This window comes from Desulfobacula sp. (assembly GCF_030145145.1).
In the GTDB taxonomy this organism is placed as follows: Bacteria; Desulfobacterota; Desulfobacteria; order Desulfobacterales; family Desulfobacteraceae; genus Desulfobacula.
In genome coordinates, this window is sequence record NZ_JAQYWD010000050.1 from 19,433 (window position 1) to 35,622 (window position 16,190).

General features: G+C 42.6%; 19 protein-coding genes. 16 read left to right on the forward strand and 3 right to left on the reverse strand.

Going from position 1 to position 16,190, the window contains the following annotated elements:
• Positions 1-34: 34 nt before the first annotated feature.
• From Q1Q15_RS22510 to Q1Q15_RS22565, 12 genes are all read left to right on the forward strand, one after another.
• Positions 35-1,633, forward strand: coding sequence for a cation:proton antiporter family protein (locus Q1Q15_RS22510; protein WP_300464887.1), 1,599 nt, complete (start codon positions 35-37; stop codon positions 1,631-1,633).
• A gap of 261 nt (positions 1,634-1,894) precedes the next feature.
• The gene (locus tag Q1Q15_RS22515) at positions 1,895-2,866 is read left to right on the forward strand and encodes a DUF1294 domain-containing protein (protein ID WP_300464889.1); all 972 of its coding nucleotides are present in this window, start codon (positions 1,895-1,897) and stop codon (positions 2,864-2,866) included.
• 130 nt (positions 2,867-2,996) lie between these two features.
• Positions 2,997-3,272, forward strand: a complete 276-nt coding sequence (locus tag Q1Q15_RS22520; RefSeq protein WP_300464891.1) for a hypothetical protein — start codon at positions 2,997-2,999, stop codon at positions 3,270-3,272.
• 37 nt (positions 3,273-3,309) lie between these two features.
• Positions 3,310-3,648: a helix-turn-helix transcriptional regulator gene (locus tag Q1Q15_RS22525; RefSeq protein ID WP_300464893.1), complete on the forward strand. Its 339-nt coding sequence runs from the start codon at positions 3,310-3,312 to the stop codon at positions 3,646-3,648.
• Positions 3,642-4,346 (forward strand): HipA N-terminal domain-containing protein, encoded by a 705-nt coding sequence (locus tag Q1Q15_RS22530; RefSeq protein WP_300464895.1) that lies wholly within the window; start codon positions 3,642-3,644, stop codon positions 4,344-4,346. Before Q1Q15_RS22525 ends, Q1Q15_RS22530 begins: the two co-directional genes overlap by 7 nt.
• 508 nt (positions 4,347-4,854) lie before the next feature.
• The gene (locus Q1Q15_RS22535; RefSeq protein ID WP_300464897.1) at positions 4,855-5,691 is read left to right on the forward strand and encodes an MBL fold metallo-hydrolase; all 837 of its coding nucleotides are present in this window, start codon (positions 4,855-4,857) and stop codon (positions 5,689-5,691) included.
• 258 nt (positions 5,692-5,949) lie between these two features.
• Entirely contained in the window at positions 5,950-6,711 is a 762-nt protein-coding gene (locus tag Q1Q15_RS22540; RefSeq protein ID WP_300464899.1) for an SDR family oxidoreductase, read from the forward strand.
• Between the two features lie 278 nt (positions 6,712-6,989).
• Positions 6,990-7,880: an ABC transporter ATP-binding protein gene (locus Q1Q15_RS22545; RefSeq protein WP_300464901.1), complete on the forward strand. Its 891-nt coding sequence runs from the start codon at positions 6,990-6,992 to the stop codon at positions 7,878-7,880.
• 143 nt (positions 7,881-8,023) lie between these two features.
• Positions 8,024-8,692, forward strand: a complete 669-nt coding sequence (locus tag Q1Q15_RS22550; RefSeq protein WP_300464903.1) for an ABC transporter permease subunit — start codon at positions 8,024-8,026, stop codon at positions 8,690-8,692.
• A 313-nt stretch (positions 8,693-9,005) separates the two neighbouring features.
• Complete coding sequence (locus Q1Q15_RS22555) at positions 9,006-9,674, forward strand: universal stress protein (protein WP_300464904.1); 669 nt, start codon at positions 9,006-9,008, stop codon at positions 9,672-9,674.
• Positions 9,675-9,690: 16 nt separating this feature from the next.
• A complete protein-coding gene (locus Q1Q15_RS22560) occupies positions 9,691-9,924 on the forward strand; it encodes a universal stress protein (protein WP_300464913.1) in 234 nt (77 codons plus the stop codon).
• Between the two features lie 26 nt (positions 9,925-9,950).
• The gene (locus Q1Q15_RS22565) at positions 9,951-10,319 is read left to right on the forward strand and encodes a phosphate-starvation-inducible PsiE family protein (RefSeq protein ID WP_300464905.1); all 369 of its coding nucleotides are present in this window, start codon (positions 9,951-9,953) and stop codon (positions 10,317-10,319) included.
• A gap of 23 nt (positions 10,320-10,342) precedes the next feature.
• Here Q1Q15_RS22565 and Q1Q15_RS22570 read toward each other — a convergent pair whose 3' ends face one another.
• On the reverse strand, positions 10,343-11,548 hold the full coding sequence (locus Q1Q15_RS22570; RefSeq protein ID WP_300464906.1) for a class I SAM-dependent methyltransferase: 1,206 nt from the start codon (positions 11,546-11,548) through the stop codon (positions 10,343-10,345).
• Positions 11,549-11,753: 205 nt separating this feature from the next.
• Here Q1Q15_RS22570 and Q1Q15_RS22575 point away from each other — a divergent pair, with 205 nt between their 5' ends.
• Entirely contained in the window at positions 11,754-12,089 is a 336-nt protein-coding gene (locus Q1Q15_RS22575) for a hypothetical protein (RefSeq protein ID WP_300464907.1), read from the forward strand.
• A 17-nt stretch (positions 12,090-12,106) separates the two neighbouring features.
• On the forward strand, positions 12,107-13,090 hold the full coding sequence (locus Q1Q15_RS22580) for a hypothetical protein (protein WP_300464908.1): 984 nt from the start codon (positions 12,107-12,109) through the stop codon (positions 13,088-13,090).
• 52 nt (positions 13,091-13,142) lie between these two features.
• Here the strand turns inward: Q1Q15_RS22580 and Q1Q15_RS22585 are convergent, their stop codons facing one another.
• Complete coding sequence (locus Q1Q15_RS22585; RefSeq protein ID WP_300464909.1) at positions 13,143-13,625, reverse strand: hypothetical protein; 483 nt, start codon at positions 13,623-13,625, stop codon at positions 13,143-13,145.
• 341 nt (positions 13,626-13,966) lie between these two features.
• Here Q1Q15_RS22585 and Q1Q15_RS22590 point away from each other — a divergent pair, with 341 nt between their 5' ends.
• Complete coding sequence (locus tag Q1Q15_RS22590; protein ID WP_300464910.1) at positions 13,967-14,458, forward strand: GNAT family N-acetyltransferase; 492 nt, start codon at positions 13,967-13,969, stop codon at positions 14,456-14,458.
• Positions 14,459-14,491: 33 nt separating this feature from the next.
• Here Q1Q15_RS22590 and Q1Q15_RS22595 read toward each other — a convergent pair whose 3' ends face one another.
• Positions 14,492-15,622, reverse strand: a complete 1,131-nt coding sequence (locus Q1Q15_RS22595; RefSeq protein WP_300464911.1) for a branched-chain amino acid ABC transporter substrate-binding protein — start codon at positions 15,620-15,622, stop codon at positions 14,492-14,494.
• Positions 15,623-15,867: 245 nt separating this feature from the next.
• Between Q1Q15_RS22595 and Q1Q15_RS22600 the strand changes: the two genes are divergently transcribed.
• Complete coding sequence (locus tag Q1Q15_RS22600; RefSeq protein WP_300464912.1) at positions 15,868-16,140, forward strand: DUF6172 family protein; 273 nt, start codon at positions 15,868-15,870, stop codon at positions 16,138-16,140.
• The last annotated feature ends 50 nt before the right edge of the window (positions 16,141-16,190 follow it).

The following is a 16,190-nucleotide window of genomic DNA, read 5'->3' on the forward strand; positions in this document are numbered from 1 at the left end:
TGATCGTATTTTTCTCGTATAAGGTATTCAATATATGAACCCATTATGGATTTTGGCGGCATTTTTATTTGGTGCTAGTATCAGCAGAATCGGTCTGCCTCCCCTTGTGGGATATCTGCTGGCCGGATTTGCATTGAACAGTTTCGGTGTTACAGGCGGTGAACTACTGGAATCCGTAGCCAACGCCGGTGTTACGCTGCTTCTGTTCACCATCGGACTGAAGCTGAAAATCAAAAGCCTTGCAAAACCAGTAGTCTGGGCAGGTACATCCCTTCACATGATTGTAACAGTTATTATTTTCGCCTTTTTGGTCCGAATACTTGGCTTTTCAGGGATACCCCTATTTGACCAATTGACCTGGCAGACATCGCTGCTGATTGCGTTCGCCCTGAGTTTTTCCAGCACGGTCTTTGCCGTGAAAGTGATAGAGGGGAAAAAGGAGATGGCCTCGAGGCATGCGGCTTTTACAATCGGCATCCTGATTATGCAGGATATTATTGCGGTTGTCTTTCTGGCGGTGTCCACAGGAAAAATTCCTACCGTATGGGCCGTGCCTTTTTTGGTGTCGCTTATTATTGCAAGACCTATTCTTGTCAGACTCATGGCCATGTGCGGTCATGGCGAACTGCTGATGCTCTTCGGTATCCTGATGACGGTTGGCGGGTACAGCGGATTTGAATTTGTCGGGTTAAAAGGTGACCTTGGGGCGCTGGTGGTGGGAATGCTTTTCGCCACTCACCCCAAGGCCCCGGAACTGGCCGACAGGTTGCTTGGATTCAAAGATTTGTTTTTAATCGGCTTTTTTTTAAATATCGGCATTTCCGGCTCTCCAACACTCGCAGGTTTCATGATCGCGCTGCTGCTAGCCCTGGTCATGCCGTTCAAGACCGGTTTGTTTTTTATCCTTCTTACCCGTTTCAAGCTACGCGCCCGCACTTCGTTAATTGCCTCCCTCAGTTTGTCCAATTACAGTGAATTTGGTCTTATTGTCGGCTCAATCGGGGTTGCCAACGGCTGGATCAGCAGTGAATGGCTTGTGGTAATTGCCATTGCACTTTCACTGACCTTTATCATGGCCGCACCCTTGAACTCAGCTTCCCACAAAATATATGCGCGTGTTTCAAGCCGCTTGAAATATTTCGAAACTTCCACCCGGCTGCCGGAAGATGCGCCCATTGATCCGGGCGACGCTGAAATTGCAATCCTCGGTATGGGCGGCGTCGGAACGAGCGCCTACGATGAATTAAAGCGTAGATACGGTGATATAGTGATTGGTATTGACTTTAACACGGAAAAAGTGAAAGAACACCAGAAAAAAGGAAGGCGTGTCTTTTTCGGAGACGCCAGCGACAGTGATTTCTGGAAACGCGTCGAACCTTCCAAAAGCCTTGTCTGCCTGGTCATGCTGGCCCTGCCGGATCCCCGGACAAGCATATTTTCAATTCAGCAGATGAAGGAAAGAGGTTACAACGGTCAAATCACTGCGTCTGTCCACTATGAGGACGAAATGCAACTGTTAAAAGATGCCGGGATTGATGCCGCTTACAATTTATATGAAGAAGCAGGTGTTGGGTTTGCTGACCATGTTTGCGAGCATATGGATTATTGTAAACTCAAGAATGTCGAATTGTGAAGGGTTCAAGCTCTTTTTTTCATCTACCCGAAAAAAGTTGGAAAAACATATTCAACAAAACTTCGATAAAAATGAAATTATTGCAGCTGACCACAAGATGCGAGCCCCTGTTCCCTCCCATTGGTCGGCGGCCCCTGAACTCCAACGAACATTATATTTTGACTATCAGAACAGAAATGCGGGATACTCCGACTCCGGTGCCAGGAAACCGATTTAGAGAATTCCGGGGATACCTGACTTAACCTAAAGCGAGAAAAAGGGATGAAGACAGAGAAAGGGACACTTATCAGTTGGAATAATGACAAAGGGTACGGGTTTATTCGTCCCTATAACAATACAAAAGATATTTTTTTCCATGTGAAATCGTTACCCCATTATCAACGTCGCCCTAAAGTTAAAGATGTATTGATGTATGAGGTTGGCATTGATGAAAAGCAACAACATTACGCACATTCTGTAAAAATTAAAGGTATTGCCTGGTCTTATTTTACCATTATCTGGCCCAGTATGACCCTTCTCTTTGGACTTTATGTGTATTTTGTCCTTCAACAAAAACTTTCTTTTCACCCGCTTGCCATCTACGCAGGAATGAGCCTCCTCACGATACGGGCATATAGCCGAGATAAGCGTGCTGCAAGATTAGGGACATGGCGCACTAGTGAACTTAGATTGCATATTTTCGAAATGTTGGGCGGATGGCCCGGCGCGTTACTCGCTCAACGATGTTATCGTCATAAATCTCGGAAGATAAAGTATCAGATAATCTTTTGGCTGATTATTACCAGCCATGGGGTGCTGTGGTATTATGCCCTGACTCATCAAGACATCTACCGACCTTACCAACAGGCCGTCACAGAAAAAGCCCGTTCATTTGTTAATCAGGCCAGAAAAAAAATACTACACCTTTCAGAGATGATAAATTCCGAAGATGCACTGACAAATGTGGATCATGCAGAAACGACTGAACCGGTTAAAATAGGCCGTCGGTCCATAATAATTCCAGACAAACAGCTCCATATTGTCAAAGGAGTGGTGAAAGAGATTCGTCCACGAGAAGGAGTCATAGTCTCATTACAATTAGGGACAGGTATTCTTGACAAATCAACGCTTGTTAACGATTTTCCCACACGTTTTATGCAAGGAGAGTGTATCCAGGTGGCCATACACACAATTAAGATGAGAAGAAACACGGAGCGTATTGAGTTAATACTCGTCGAAAACAATGGGACATAAAAATATAACCAAACCGATGAACCGGACAGCAAGGGGCAGCGTTTTTCAAGGTAAAAAAAATTGCTGCCGGTTTTTAATGCGTATGAGCCTCATCTTAATCCAATACAAAGACCTGAAGATATTGAGGATTATGATTAAGCAAAGATTAATTGATAAGTATTTACCAAGATATTCCTTCAACGAGTATCATGAGACTGTAATAAATAGTTCTATTGATAAAGTGTATAAAAAAGCAAGGAATTTTGATTTATCAAAATCAAATCTGATCAAGTGGTTATTCAAAACCAGGGGATTGCCAACAAAAAGGATGCGTCTACAAAATTTTATTTCAGATATTGGATTTACCAATATCGAAGAAAAGTTGCAAGAAAATACGAGTTATAGTGTTACTAAATTGGTACTTTAATAAAAAAAATGATTTAATGTGCACTATAGGTGACATTATGATATTTGAAAAAATGTCTCCGATTGCAATAGCCGAACAATTAGGGGAGAGACTAAAACAAGCGAGACTGAATGCCGATTTAACCCAGGCTGAACTGGCATCAAGAACCGGGTTAAACCGGAGGACGATTCTTCATGCCGAAAAAGGGAATGTTCAACTAAAAAACCTGGTTGCAATATTGGTAAATCTGGGAATGGTAGAGCAAATCAATATGTTTTTGTTCGTACAGGAAATTTCCCCTTTACAATTGGCTAAACTAAAGGGGAAAAAACGGCAACGCGCGTCGAGAACTCAAAAAAAAAAGCGCCAGATCAGAGAAGATAAATCATTATGGTAATCGAAGTCGTTAAAGTAAAATATAACGCGCAAGATGTCGGTGCCGTCAGTTTCAATACCGAAACAGGTATGGGCGCATTTGAATTTGAGTCTCGTTTTATTGAGTCCGGTATTGAGCTTTCACCGATAAAAATGCCTTTATCTAAAAAGATTTATTCATTTCCAGAAAATACTAACGAAACCTTCAAAGGGTTGCCTGGAATGATCGCAGATTCTTTGCCTGATTATTTCTGTAATGCCGTGATGAATGCCTGGATAGCTAGTCAGGGGAAGTCGGCAACAGACATCACCCCATTGCAGCGTCTTCAATATACTGGAAAGCGTGGTATGGGGGCATTAACTTATTCTCCGGCAATCCAACAGAAAAATCTGAATCGGTCACAACATGTTGAAATTCAGGCTTTAATTTCTGTCGCCCAAGAAATTTTGGCTAAACGGGAAACCTTCCAAGCAACACCTGGGTCACAGGGTCAGGAAGATAAAGAGGCCATGATGGCTCTATTATCGGTGGGTATGAGTGCTGGTGGAGCCAGGGCTAAAGCAGTCCTTGCATTTAATAGTGATTTTACCCAGGTAAGGTCAGGGCAAACCGATGCGCCTGAAGGATTTACTCATTTCGTGATGAAATTTGATGGTGTCAGTGACACTCACAAAGGCAAAGAAACATTTGGTGATCCATTGGGGTATGGCACAATGTAGTATGTCTATCACCTCATGGCCAAAGCCTGCGGGATAGACATGGCGCCCTGCCTACGATTTAGCATACAGCTACAAGCCGGGAAGTCCTTGGGTTAGCAGTCATTGGATGAAACTCAATGGAAAAAGAGATAACTTTACCCGCGAAGATTTTTATAGCTTGAAAAAAATAAGCCCTATATTTACCAAACGGAAAATTGATCATATCATTGAGGAAATCACAGCGCACGTTTCAGAATGGAATAACCTGGCTAATGAACATAGTGTCCCACAATCATTAATCCAATTAATAAGTAGCAATTTGCGATTAAAAAGATAGTGATGCCATCTTGAAACGATGCCAGTGTCGGAGGACTTGGCGGATGTCCCTCTGCCCCCGGTGCCACCGGCAATGTGGCCACAAAATCTGTTGTGGCAGATAAAAACCCAGGTTTTAGTGTCTGATCTTGACATATAACTTTCAGACAATTCAATGAAAGGGCTGGGGATCAAAATTTTATATGGAGATCAAATGAAACTGACAGTGCTCATCGACAACAATACACTTATTGACAGGTACTTCCTTGGAGAACCAGGCGTGTCTTATCTCATTGAGGACGAAGGTAAAAAGATTTTATTCGATGTCGGGTATTCAGATGCGTTCATAAAGAATGCACGAAAAATATCTATTGATTTGCTGGATGTGGACTTTGTAGCTTTGTCACACGGCCACTTGGATCACAGTTGGGGGTTGATTCCACTTATCCGACTCTATACGGAAGGGATGATAGAAAATTTACAGGCCAAAAAGCCTACGCTTGTCACACATCCGTTGGCATTATCAAGCAGAAGGATCGGTGACTTACCGGAAATCGGCTCCTTACTTCCGGAAGATAAACTTTCTGGCTATTTCAATATGGAATTGAGCAGGGAGCCTGTAAACTTAACTGAACGCCTGGTGTTTCTGGGGGAGATTGAGCAGACAAATGAATTTGAAGCTAAAACCCCAATAGGCAGAATAATGGATAATAAAATTGAAAAGGACGACTTTATAGTGGATGATTCGGCATTAGCTTACAAATCATCCGCAGGTTTAGTCATTATCACAGGATGCTCCCATGCTGGAATCTGTAACATTGTTGAATATGCGAGAAAGGTTTGTAAAGATGAAAGAGTTGTTGATATTGTAGGAGGTTTCCATTTGCTGGATCCTTCTGATGAGCAGTTGGAAGGAACCGTAAGGTACATGGAATCTTTGTGTCCTGGATCGGTGCATGCATGCCATTGTACAGATTTGAAATCCAAAATCGCATTGTCAAAGGTTGTTGATCTAAAGGAAGTTGGAGTGGGTATGATGCTCAAATACTGAATTCCGTGAATTCCGTAATTCCGTAATTCCGGTGACACCTTACTTAATTATATAAAGCCAACAATCACATGCACTCGGTTGCAGCAAAATGAACAGCTCGTTCCCCGGGCCTGTTAACAAGCTGCTTGACGCAGGCAAGCTTGCCAACAAAAATTGCTGCGGGTGATACCGCAGATTTTTGTGTTATTCGATTGTTTTACATCAACAACTTTAAAAGTGAATCATTCGACAAAAGGACAAATTTAAAGGAGAAGATCAATGACTGAGACCCATAAAAGAACGGCTATTGTCACCGGTGCCTCATCCGGCATTGGTGAGGCCATTGTTAGAAGATTCATATCTGAAGGTTTTGGCGTTGTGGGAAATGGCAGAAATGCAGATAAACTTGAAAGTCTTGAAAAGGAACTGGGTGGAACGTTCCGGGGTGTGGCCGGGGATGCTGCCGATGAAGCGTGTTTAGAAAATCTGTTTGCAGCTGTTGAAAAACATTTTAATAATGGTGCTGATATAGTGGTCGCCAATGCCGGGCGGGGCCTTGGCGGATCGGTCAAAGACGCGGATCTTTCAGAATTTCAGGAAATGATGCAGGTCAATGTGACCGGTGCACTCATTTTGATGCAGAAAGCAGCAAGACGGATGATGGAGACCCAGGCCGGATCGTTTCCGGAGACGGCAGCAGACATCGTAATTACCGGATCTGTCGTGGGCAGGCACGTATCTCCCTTTAGCGCGACTTACGGCGCTTCCAAGTTTGCCATTCATTCTTTAACCGAAGGCCTGCGCCGCGAGGTCAGTCCTATGGGCGTCCGGGTTTCCCTTGTAGAGCCCGGCCTTGTGTTCAGCGGCTTCCAGTCTGCTGCCGGATATCCGGATGAGATGGTCAAGACCATGGCAGATAAATTCGGCCCGATCCCGGAAGCGGATGATATTGCCGATGCGGTATACTATATCGTGTCCCGGCCACCGCACGTCCATGTCTGTGATATCGTTGTAAGGCCTACCCGGCAGGATTATCCGTAAAACCACGGCTGAGAACGATAAATATAAAGCACCCGGAACTGAACCCGGATGAGTCTCTCAATTGTGATTTAAAATCGGTGTCCATAGCAAAGTTCCTGCCAGGACAAAAGAACAATTAGCAAAGAAGACCTTGTCCCATTTGCGGAAGTTGCAAAAGATGCCCCGGAGGGTGAAAAATCACTTCAAGCATAAGAAAATTTCCTATGCCGCTTGATTAATGTATTTAATTGCCGGAGTAATATGATTTTGTGTCTACAATTTCCAAGAAAGAGTATAGAGTGGAACCAATAATTCAAGTCAGTCATTTAACAAAATATTTTGGAAAATCCATTGGAATCGAGGATATAAACCTTGAAATTCACAAAGGTGAAATTTTTGGATTTCTTGGGCCCAATGGGGCTGGAAAATCTACCACAATTCGCCTGATGCTGAATTTGATGCGCCCTTCTTTTGGGAGTGTGAAAATTTTTAATAGAAATGTGCAGAAACACTATGATAAAATTTTTAATACGATTGGTAATGTCCCAGGTGAATTAAGGTTGTATGAAGAATTGACCGGTTATAATTTTTTAAACTACATGAATAAATTTTCTCATCAAGAGCCAAAATGGCAAAAAGAATTAATTAATGCGTTTCATTTAAGCCATGCAGATTTAAATAAAAAAATAAAACATTATTCCCATGGGATGAAACAAAAATTAGGGATAATACAAGCCTTGCAGGATGACCCGGAACTTATCATCATGGACGAACCCTCTGAAGGGCTTGATCCGATAAATAAAAATGTTTTGTATGATTATCTGCAAAAATTTAAGGCCTCTGGGAAAACCATCTTTTTTTCATCACATTACCTTACTGAGGTGGAAAAGATATGCGACCGGGTGGGGCTTGTGAAAAATGGTAAACTCATTACAAAAGAAACGATACCGTCGTTGAAAGAAAAAATGATTCGGCGGTTGGAAGTCACATTTACACAACCTGTTTTAGCGGATGACTTTGATATACAAAGCACGGATATTGTAGAACAGGATTCACATCGACTCGTTTTTAATGTAAGGGGAAATATTAATTTATTGTTAAAACAAATTGCAAAATATGACGTTAAGAATCTGGTTTTCCCAGAGCCTTCGCTTGAGGATACTTTTATGACCTTCTACGAAAAACAATAAAAGACAGCATGCTCAAATATTATTCACATTTAAAAAAAATATTATCGGATCAAAAATACAATCTGATCATCTTGACATTGTTCTGTTTTCTGTTTGAATATTTGTTTGCCTGAATATTTTTTGAATCCGGTGTAAGTAAGATCGTGGTATCCTTTATACAAAGACTTCCCCCTGCCTTCACAACTTTTATTGGTGTTCAGGGCGGGACAGCGCAGTTTGCCACACAAATGCTGGCGTTTGGATATACACATCCAATCATCATCATCAGTCTTGCGTTTCTGCAGGTCAGTATCCCGGCAAGATATATTACTGGCGAAATTGAATTAAAAACTTTTGATATTTTGTTAACCAAGCCCCTCAAGAGATTTATTATTCCTTCAAGCATTTTTACATTTTTAATCATTGCTTTGGGGCTCCAGTTCATAGCAATATTTTTAGGGACAATTGCAGGTGATCTTTATTTTGATTTGCAGATTAATATTGCCGATTATGGGAAGGCAGTCTTTGTCGGCTTTGTTTTCTTTTTAAGCATGGGGTCAATGGCTATGGCTATTTGTACCTTTCAGATTGAAAAAGGCAAGGCACTCAGCAAAACAATTGGTCTGATCGTTGCCTTATATTTTTTTGATACAATCATTAAATTAAGCAAGTCTCTGGACCATTTATACGCCTACAGTTATTTTCAATTATATCAACCAGGGAAATTAGTTCAAAACCAGGTAGACGCAAGTCTTTGTGTCCTGATTTCATTGGTTCTTACGGGTCTGTTTTTGATGGTTGCAATACTGCAATTTAACAAACGGGATTTATAGGGAACGGGGGCCACCATTGTCTTTCAAATCATCTCTGAAACGCTAAGAATTAAAGATAAGACCGCTGAATCGGGTTTCCGTGAAGAGGTAATCAAGATTCGCCTGACGCGCAGAGGGCCTTTGATTTCAAGTGTTCTGGAACCCTTAAAAACAGGAACATGGTCACGCTGCGCTGGGCTCCTTTTGAAACAATGGAACCGTCTCTTGGTTAGGATAGTTTCAATAAGGCATATTCATTTTTGACCAGAGGCAGTGTAACTAAGATCTTGATTTGCGTTAAATACTTGTTTTCACAATTATTTAAGGAGGCTCTATGTATCGGTACAAAAAGATAATGATTTGTCTTAATCTGGATGACCATGATGAAAAACTGATTCAGTACGCGGGAATATTGTCTAAGATGGCCAAATCAGATGAATTACATTTTGTATATGTGTCTGATACATTTGATATACCGGAAGAAATCAAAAAGATCTATCCGCAAATTGCATCCCCGGTCGAAGCAGTAGTTGAAGACCTGATGAAACAGATTGTTAAACAACACTTTAACGGCCATGAAAATACACAAAAAATCTATAGCCCCCTGGAAGGACCACTTTTGGGACAGTTGATCTCATACACAAAAAAATATGATATTGACCTTTTGATCGTCGGCCATCATTCAACTGAAATGGCTGCCCAAAATGCCATTTCGGAAAAGCTGGCAAGAAAAGCGTTCTGCTCGGTCATGATTGTTCCCAAGGGCGCAAAAGCCCTGCTTGAAAAAATACTGGTGGCTGTGGATTTTTCCGATCACGCGTTAAATGCCCTGGATGTGGGCAGTGCTTTTGCCAAGGCAGCCGGATTGGAAGATATATATATCCTCAATAATTACAAAGTTCCGACAGAATACCATAAGACAGGTAAGTCCCATGAGGAATTCGCCGACATTATGCTGGATAATGCAAAATCGAAATTAAGGGCGTTATTACCAATAAGTTGATCTAAAATCAATTGCTATCAAACCTTTTTTTAAAAACAACAATAACGTTGTTGACGGCATACTCAGGTTTTCAAAAAATATGGGCGCTGACCTGATCGTTGTCGGTGCCAGGGGGCGCAGCGGTGATATTGCTGCAATCCTTCTGGGCAGTGTTACAGAAGGATTGATAAGAAAACTTGACAGACCGATTCTGGCGGTCAAAAATAAGGGGGAAGGGCTCAATATCTTGGATGCAATATCATCAGAGTAATAATGAATTGAAACAGGAGTATAATTATGAATGATCATGACAGTAACGATGAGCCGCTGATATTAAAACTTCATTTGGTGATACGCTTCGCCGTCAGGGTTATGGCCCTCATTATGACGGCTGTTATTATCTGGGGCGTGGTCGATGTGTGCTGGGTATTGTATGAAAAACTGATGTCGCCGCCCAGATTTCTGTTGACCATCAGCGATATTCTTGCAACGTTCGGAGCATTCATGGCGGTTCTGATCGCCATCGAAATATTTGTGAATATCTGTGTCTACCTCCGGGAGGATGTCATCCATGTTCAGATTGTCATGGCAACGGCTCTCATGGCCATTGCCCTTCCAAGCAGCATGGCAGCCCAAATCCACCCAAGGTTGAGGAAGTTCTTCTAGGCGCCTGTCAATTCAGGGTCCTTTCATTTTTTATTCCGTCCGATGACCGCATAAACCGGGTCTGAAAATCTGAATTTCCGGGAATATTTGTCATCATCGGGCCTTGGATATCCTCTCATTGAAGCCGTTGATATAGAGTCATACCGGCCGGATTCAAGGAAGTATTCCGTTACCAGGCCCATACGTTCAAAATCATGGAGGCCTTCCCAGATACGGACAGCCTTTTCCGGGAACCAGCGGTTTGAAAAGCTGACTGCAAAAATACCGCCGGGCTTTAACACCCTTGCCACCTCTTTGAACAGGCGGATCGGATCAACGAGGTATTCCACGGATAGAGAACAGATCACTGCATTAAATGTACGATCTTTAAACGACAACCTGCTGTTACGGTTCAGGTCCTGAACCGTATGTTCTGTCAACTGACTGTTTTTTGCAAGCTCACTGGCATTGAGCCCCAGCCCGTGCACACAGGAAAGCTGCAACTCACCTGGCAGGTGGGACTCCCATCCGGCCATGAGGTCCAGGACCGCTTCTCCGGGGTGAAGAAGGGTTCTGTAAATATCAGTCAGATTCTGTTGGGCCTTTGAATCAATATGCCGGACAAATCTGTCCGTTGCATAGAAAACAGAATCAGGTTCTGAATCTTTCCGGTCAAAGGACTTTTCCGAGAAAAAATTCGTTGGCTGCCGGTTGTAGCGGGCTTGCATGCCCGGTCCTGACAGGGCTATATCAAACCAGTCTGTGCAGCCACCGCCCCGCTCTTCAGGTTTAAGGGATTCATTGCCATGGGGGGTCATTTCAACAATCACCGGGGTTCCGGCCAGGGGATGGTTCAAATCAGCAGTAATGCGGTCACCATGAAGTGCCACACAGCGAAACGGGTTCAGGTTCCCCTTGAATATACCGGGAGCGCCTGATATCAATCCCTGGGGATAAAAACGACCTGCTGTCAACCGGCCGGCAGGACTGCTGGAGTTCAGTCGGGTAAGGGGCAGAACAATCACCTTTTCGCTACGGTGTTCCGGAACCAGTTCTCCTGGACATAACTCAACACTTATGGTGTCTTGTCTTTTGCTGTCCAAAAGTTTTTCAAACAGACTGCCGGGAATAATATCCCGCCAGCAATTGAACTGGTCGGCAAAATAATGCTCTTTGTGGGTAATACCGTCTTTTTCCCAGGTGATATCAATGGACAAGTCGATCCGGGCACTAGTGGATAGTGATGTCATTATAAACTCCTTTTGGCCCAGGACAAAAAATTGTAAAAATCAGTGTACAGCTTTTTTTGTATCGTCGGCCTTTTCATCAGCAAACAAGAACTGTTTCACTTATTCATCAATCTAATTCTCAAAAATATTTTTTCAACCCTTTATCTGCAGATAAACCTTCTTATCTTTAAGCATAGTGTATGTATAAACGAACGGAGGTGAACCAATGAATGAGCAGTTAAAAACAGTTCTAGAATATATTAAAAACGAATATAGCAGCAAGGCGCTTACCGGTGCCCGGAACTATCTAAACGTGAATATAGGAAAGGTGGCCCTAAACCTCGGTTTTACAGCACTGCACGACGCATATGCAGACCGCGAAGTGATTGTCTCTTTGAAGGACCCTGTTCCTGGAATGAAAGTACGCATTGACGGGCGGACATTTGTTAATTATGCAGAGTATTCCGACGGATTTGCCGTGCCCAGTCATATTGCAAAAAAAGCAGGGTTGCCGATCAAACCTTATATTGCCAATGACAGCATGATTTTAAATTTTGCTTAGGCCCTTTTAAGTATCCCATGGAAATCGTTCTTTTGTCCATAGAAGCAACGTTTTCTTTGATATTTCGCATGGGATCGGTCATGTTTTTCAGTCTCTTCGGCATTGAGCTGTTCATGCAGATGGGGTTGATGAAATACCTTGCTCCCATGGGCAGACCCATTGCAAAGCTGGCCAACCTTCCGTCAGAGAGTGCGGTGAGTTTTCTGGCTGCCATTGGATCCATGATTGCCGCGCATACCATGGCAGCAGGATTTTATGCCGATCAGAAACTGTCAGGCAAAGAGTTGGTGCTCACCGGCGTGCTGAATACCGTCCCCTTTCACTTCAAGGAAATCCTCACATTCCAGCTTCCCATTGTTCTGCCGCTTCTGGGCGCTGAGCTCTGCCTGATATATATCGCTGCGTTCTGGCTCACTGGACTGATCAAACTTTTTTTTGTTCTCGTCTGGGGCCATTTTTTCCTTCCCAGAACACTGCGATCCGATGATGCTTTTGACACACTGGCATGTGATCCTGATGGTCCAAACTGTGCCCCGCGGTCCCTCTTGCAGCTGTTGAAGACGACCTGGAATGTCAGAAAAAAAATGTATATCCGGATGATAACGCTTCTGGCAACCATAACCCTGGCAATTCAAATCCTGATGAATTCAGGATTGCTCAAATGGTTTGAAACGGCTATTGTCCCGTTGACATCTGCTTTCAATCTTCCGGCAGCTGTCGTGGGACCTGTCAGTGCCTATATTTTCAGCCCCACCGTGGGGATCACCTATATGTCGAATCTGCTGAACCAGAATACCGTAACCGCCTACCAGGCCATTGTGGCGCTGATGGCCGGCAGCCTTCTCATGATACCAATCACCCGGCTGCGACGTACCCTGCCGAGATACACTGCCATTTTTGGTTTAAAACATGGATTGATTATCGGCGGATTGACAACAGGCTTAAGCCTGTTATCACGGATACTGATTCTGGCCTGGGTGCTTCTTTTTTATACGGGTTAAAACTAATTTCTCAACTTCAGCTTCTTGTGGTCTCTGCTTTTCTGGGGCAGGATCATGCATCCGGTGCCATAAATTTCGGGTTGCGCGGTTCCACCAGGTGCTTGAGGTCAAGCCAGAATCTGTTCCTTTCCTCTGATCCGGCTGGTTGTTGAATCGGCAATTCCATAAAGGGAACATCCAAATTCAAGGCATGAAATTTTTCAGACAGTATTTCTGCCATGATACCCATAAGTACCGGGTCTTCCGGATCCGGGTTGTCCACCGGCATGGGTGATTCTGTATTATACCTGTTCACCTTGTGTTTACCCCAGTTAATGCCACAGGTAGGGCTGTTGCGCAGTCCGAGGTAGGCCACCAGGCGATAGCCGTTTTTCAAGAATTCTTCAACCATGAGAAACGGTATTTGCAGCAGCTCTTTGCAGTGATTACGAAAAAATATATTATCGTATTGCTGCCTGCCCTGGGGATTTCGCTGTAATCCCATAGCGGTTGTCTCAGGGCAGGGATATTGGATAATGCCTACCCGTAATTTCATTAAATATTCCATTAATTCGTGTGACAACGGGAAATTTTGGCCAAGAACATGCACGCGGCAGTATGGATTAATTAAACATTGCGCAACTAAAATAATTTTTTTGTCTTTTTTACTCATACTTGACTTCCTTTTCCACATTCGTTCAATGGAATATATTGGGTTAAATTATAATGTCAAGGTGGCCCATGTAACCGTGGATACAATTTTTTGCCGGCAACCCGCTGGTGTTATCTACAAAATTTCAAGGATGATCATTTCATTATAACCAGAAGACATCAATTATGATATAAGTTTTTTAAAATTAATATTCCCCTGTTAAATCCTTATCCGGAGACAGAAAAATGGAAAAAATAATACAATCAGCCAGTTCTCATGATGCCGAAATCATAGCTTTTCTTGTCAGTCAAGGAAATAAGGACGTGGCTGAAAAATTTGAGTTAACATTGGAAAATAACCCCAAGCATCCCTCTTTCTATACGAAAGAGTGGGTATTATCAGATATGGATAGAGGCGAAGAGTACTTTCTTTATCAAATAAAAGGTGTCAATTATGGATGCGTTGCTTTTGAACAGCCCAGTTCGGAGATTTCATATCTGAATCGACTTTCAGTCCTTCCCGAATACCGCCATAAAGGCGTTGGAGAGCAGTTGGTGAAACATGTTCTTGAGTACTCCAGAACAAAAAATGTTCACATGGTGAGTATCGGTATCATTGCAGAACATACCCGCCTGAAAAAATGGTATTTGAAGCTGGGGTTCATCGAAAAAGAGACTAAATATTTTGATCATCTACCTTTCGATGTTACGTATATGAGCTATGAACTGCAAAATTGATAGCGTCGCTAATTCAGCCGACGCAAAAAGCCGTTATTTTAACTCAACAAAAGCACCGTTCTTCACCTGAAAAACAGAAAACCCAAGACCGACGGCATCCCCGTGTTCATCAAAACTGATATTGCCGATAGGGGTTTGAACGGTTTCTGACTTAAGGGCTTTGGACACTTCATCATACCCCATTGAACCCGCCTCTTTAAACGCATTGGCAAGGACCTGGACAGCGGCATACGCATTGAGAAAGAAAGGGCCGGGTTCCTCGGCATATTCGTTTCTATAGGCCTGCATGACATCACGGGACATTCTTATTTCAGACGTATCCCTGGGTGCTGTTGCATAGACACCTTCAGCAGATCGTCCGGATGATATGATAAAGGACTCATCTTTTATTCCATCGCCGGAAATAAAAACCGTTCTCATTTTTTTCACACGAATCTGTTTTACAATTTTTGATGCACCAGGATGATACCCCCCATATATGACGGCATCTGCTTTAAATTTTTTAATTTTCTGAACAAACTGGGTAAAATTGATAGACCCTGAGCTTACACCTTCAAATAAGACAATTTTATGGGGATCTGTTTTCTCCAATATATCTTTGACATACCCTGCGAGACCCTTTCCATAGACGCTTTTGTCGTGGATAATCGCGATCCTTCTTAATTTCAGCCGGTTTATTGCTAATTCAACTTGGACAAGTGCCTGGGTATTATCAGAGGCAATGGTCCTGTAAAAATTGGGATAATTGCCACCCTTGGTCAATCTTGGATTTGTTGCCGACGGTGAAATCACAATAATCTTACTGTTTTTATAGGTATCCAGTGCGGCAAATGTCGCACCACTGCAGATATGTCCGATAACGGCATGGACATCCTTTTCAACAAGTTTTGATGCGACTGTTATTGCATTCTTCGGGAGGCATAGGTCATCTCCGGTAACGATTTCAATTTGCCGACCGAGGATACCGCCGCCGTCATTTATATCCTCGACAGCAATTTGCACACCCCTTAATGCTGAAATTCCATACGAGGCAAGTTCGCCGGTCTTAACCGTTGCAACCCCTAACCTGAAGGTTTCGGTGGCCGCACTTGACTGAACCAGAAAAAAAAACATGACAATTGCAGAAACAATAAGGCCTAACGTTTTTTTGATATAATAATTCATAATCATATTTCCTTTCTAAAATAAATTCATACTAAATTTATTTTGCTTATAAAAACCGATAGATTTACAGATTTCTGTGCTGGCTTTGATGTTCTAAATTCGATTCAAGAGGATACAAATTAGTATATCGGACTTCATTAAAAGATTCAATTAAAAACTCATGGATTTCATTTCGCGTTGCACCATAGAAAGAAATAAGATAAGATCAGGTTCATTTTCCGATCACTAAAAACTAGGATAAATATATGAAAAAAACGTTTGTACTATCACACCCCAAAATCAAAGCTGCCAGATTAATTGAGGCAATAAAACATGATGTTAAAAAATACATAAAAAGAGAACGAAAAAAGAAGCTGCCTGAAGATGCCGACTATTGGGATTTTGATTGTAAATATGGTCATACAGAGCAAACAGCGAAATCCATTTATATATCAGAGATAAACAAATGTATAGATGAAGCTGAAAAACTGCCAGGGCCAACGCAAGTAAATATTATAAGGTCCCTATGGTCTTGGTAACTGGCAATGGTCAGCCGAACATGACTTCCTCCAGATATTTCGGGTCTAAA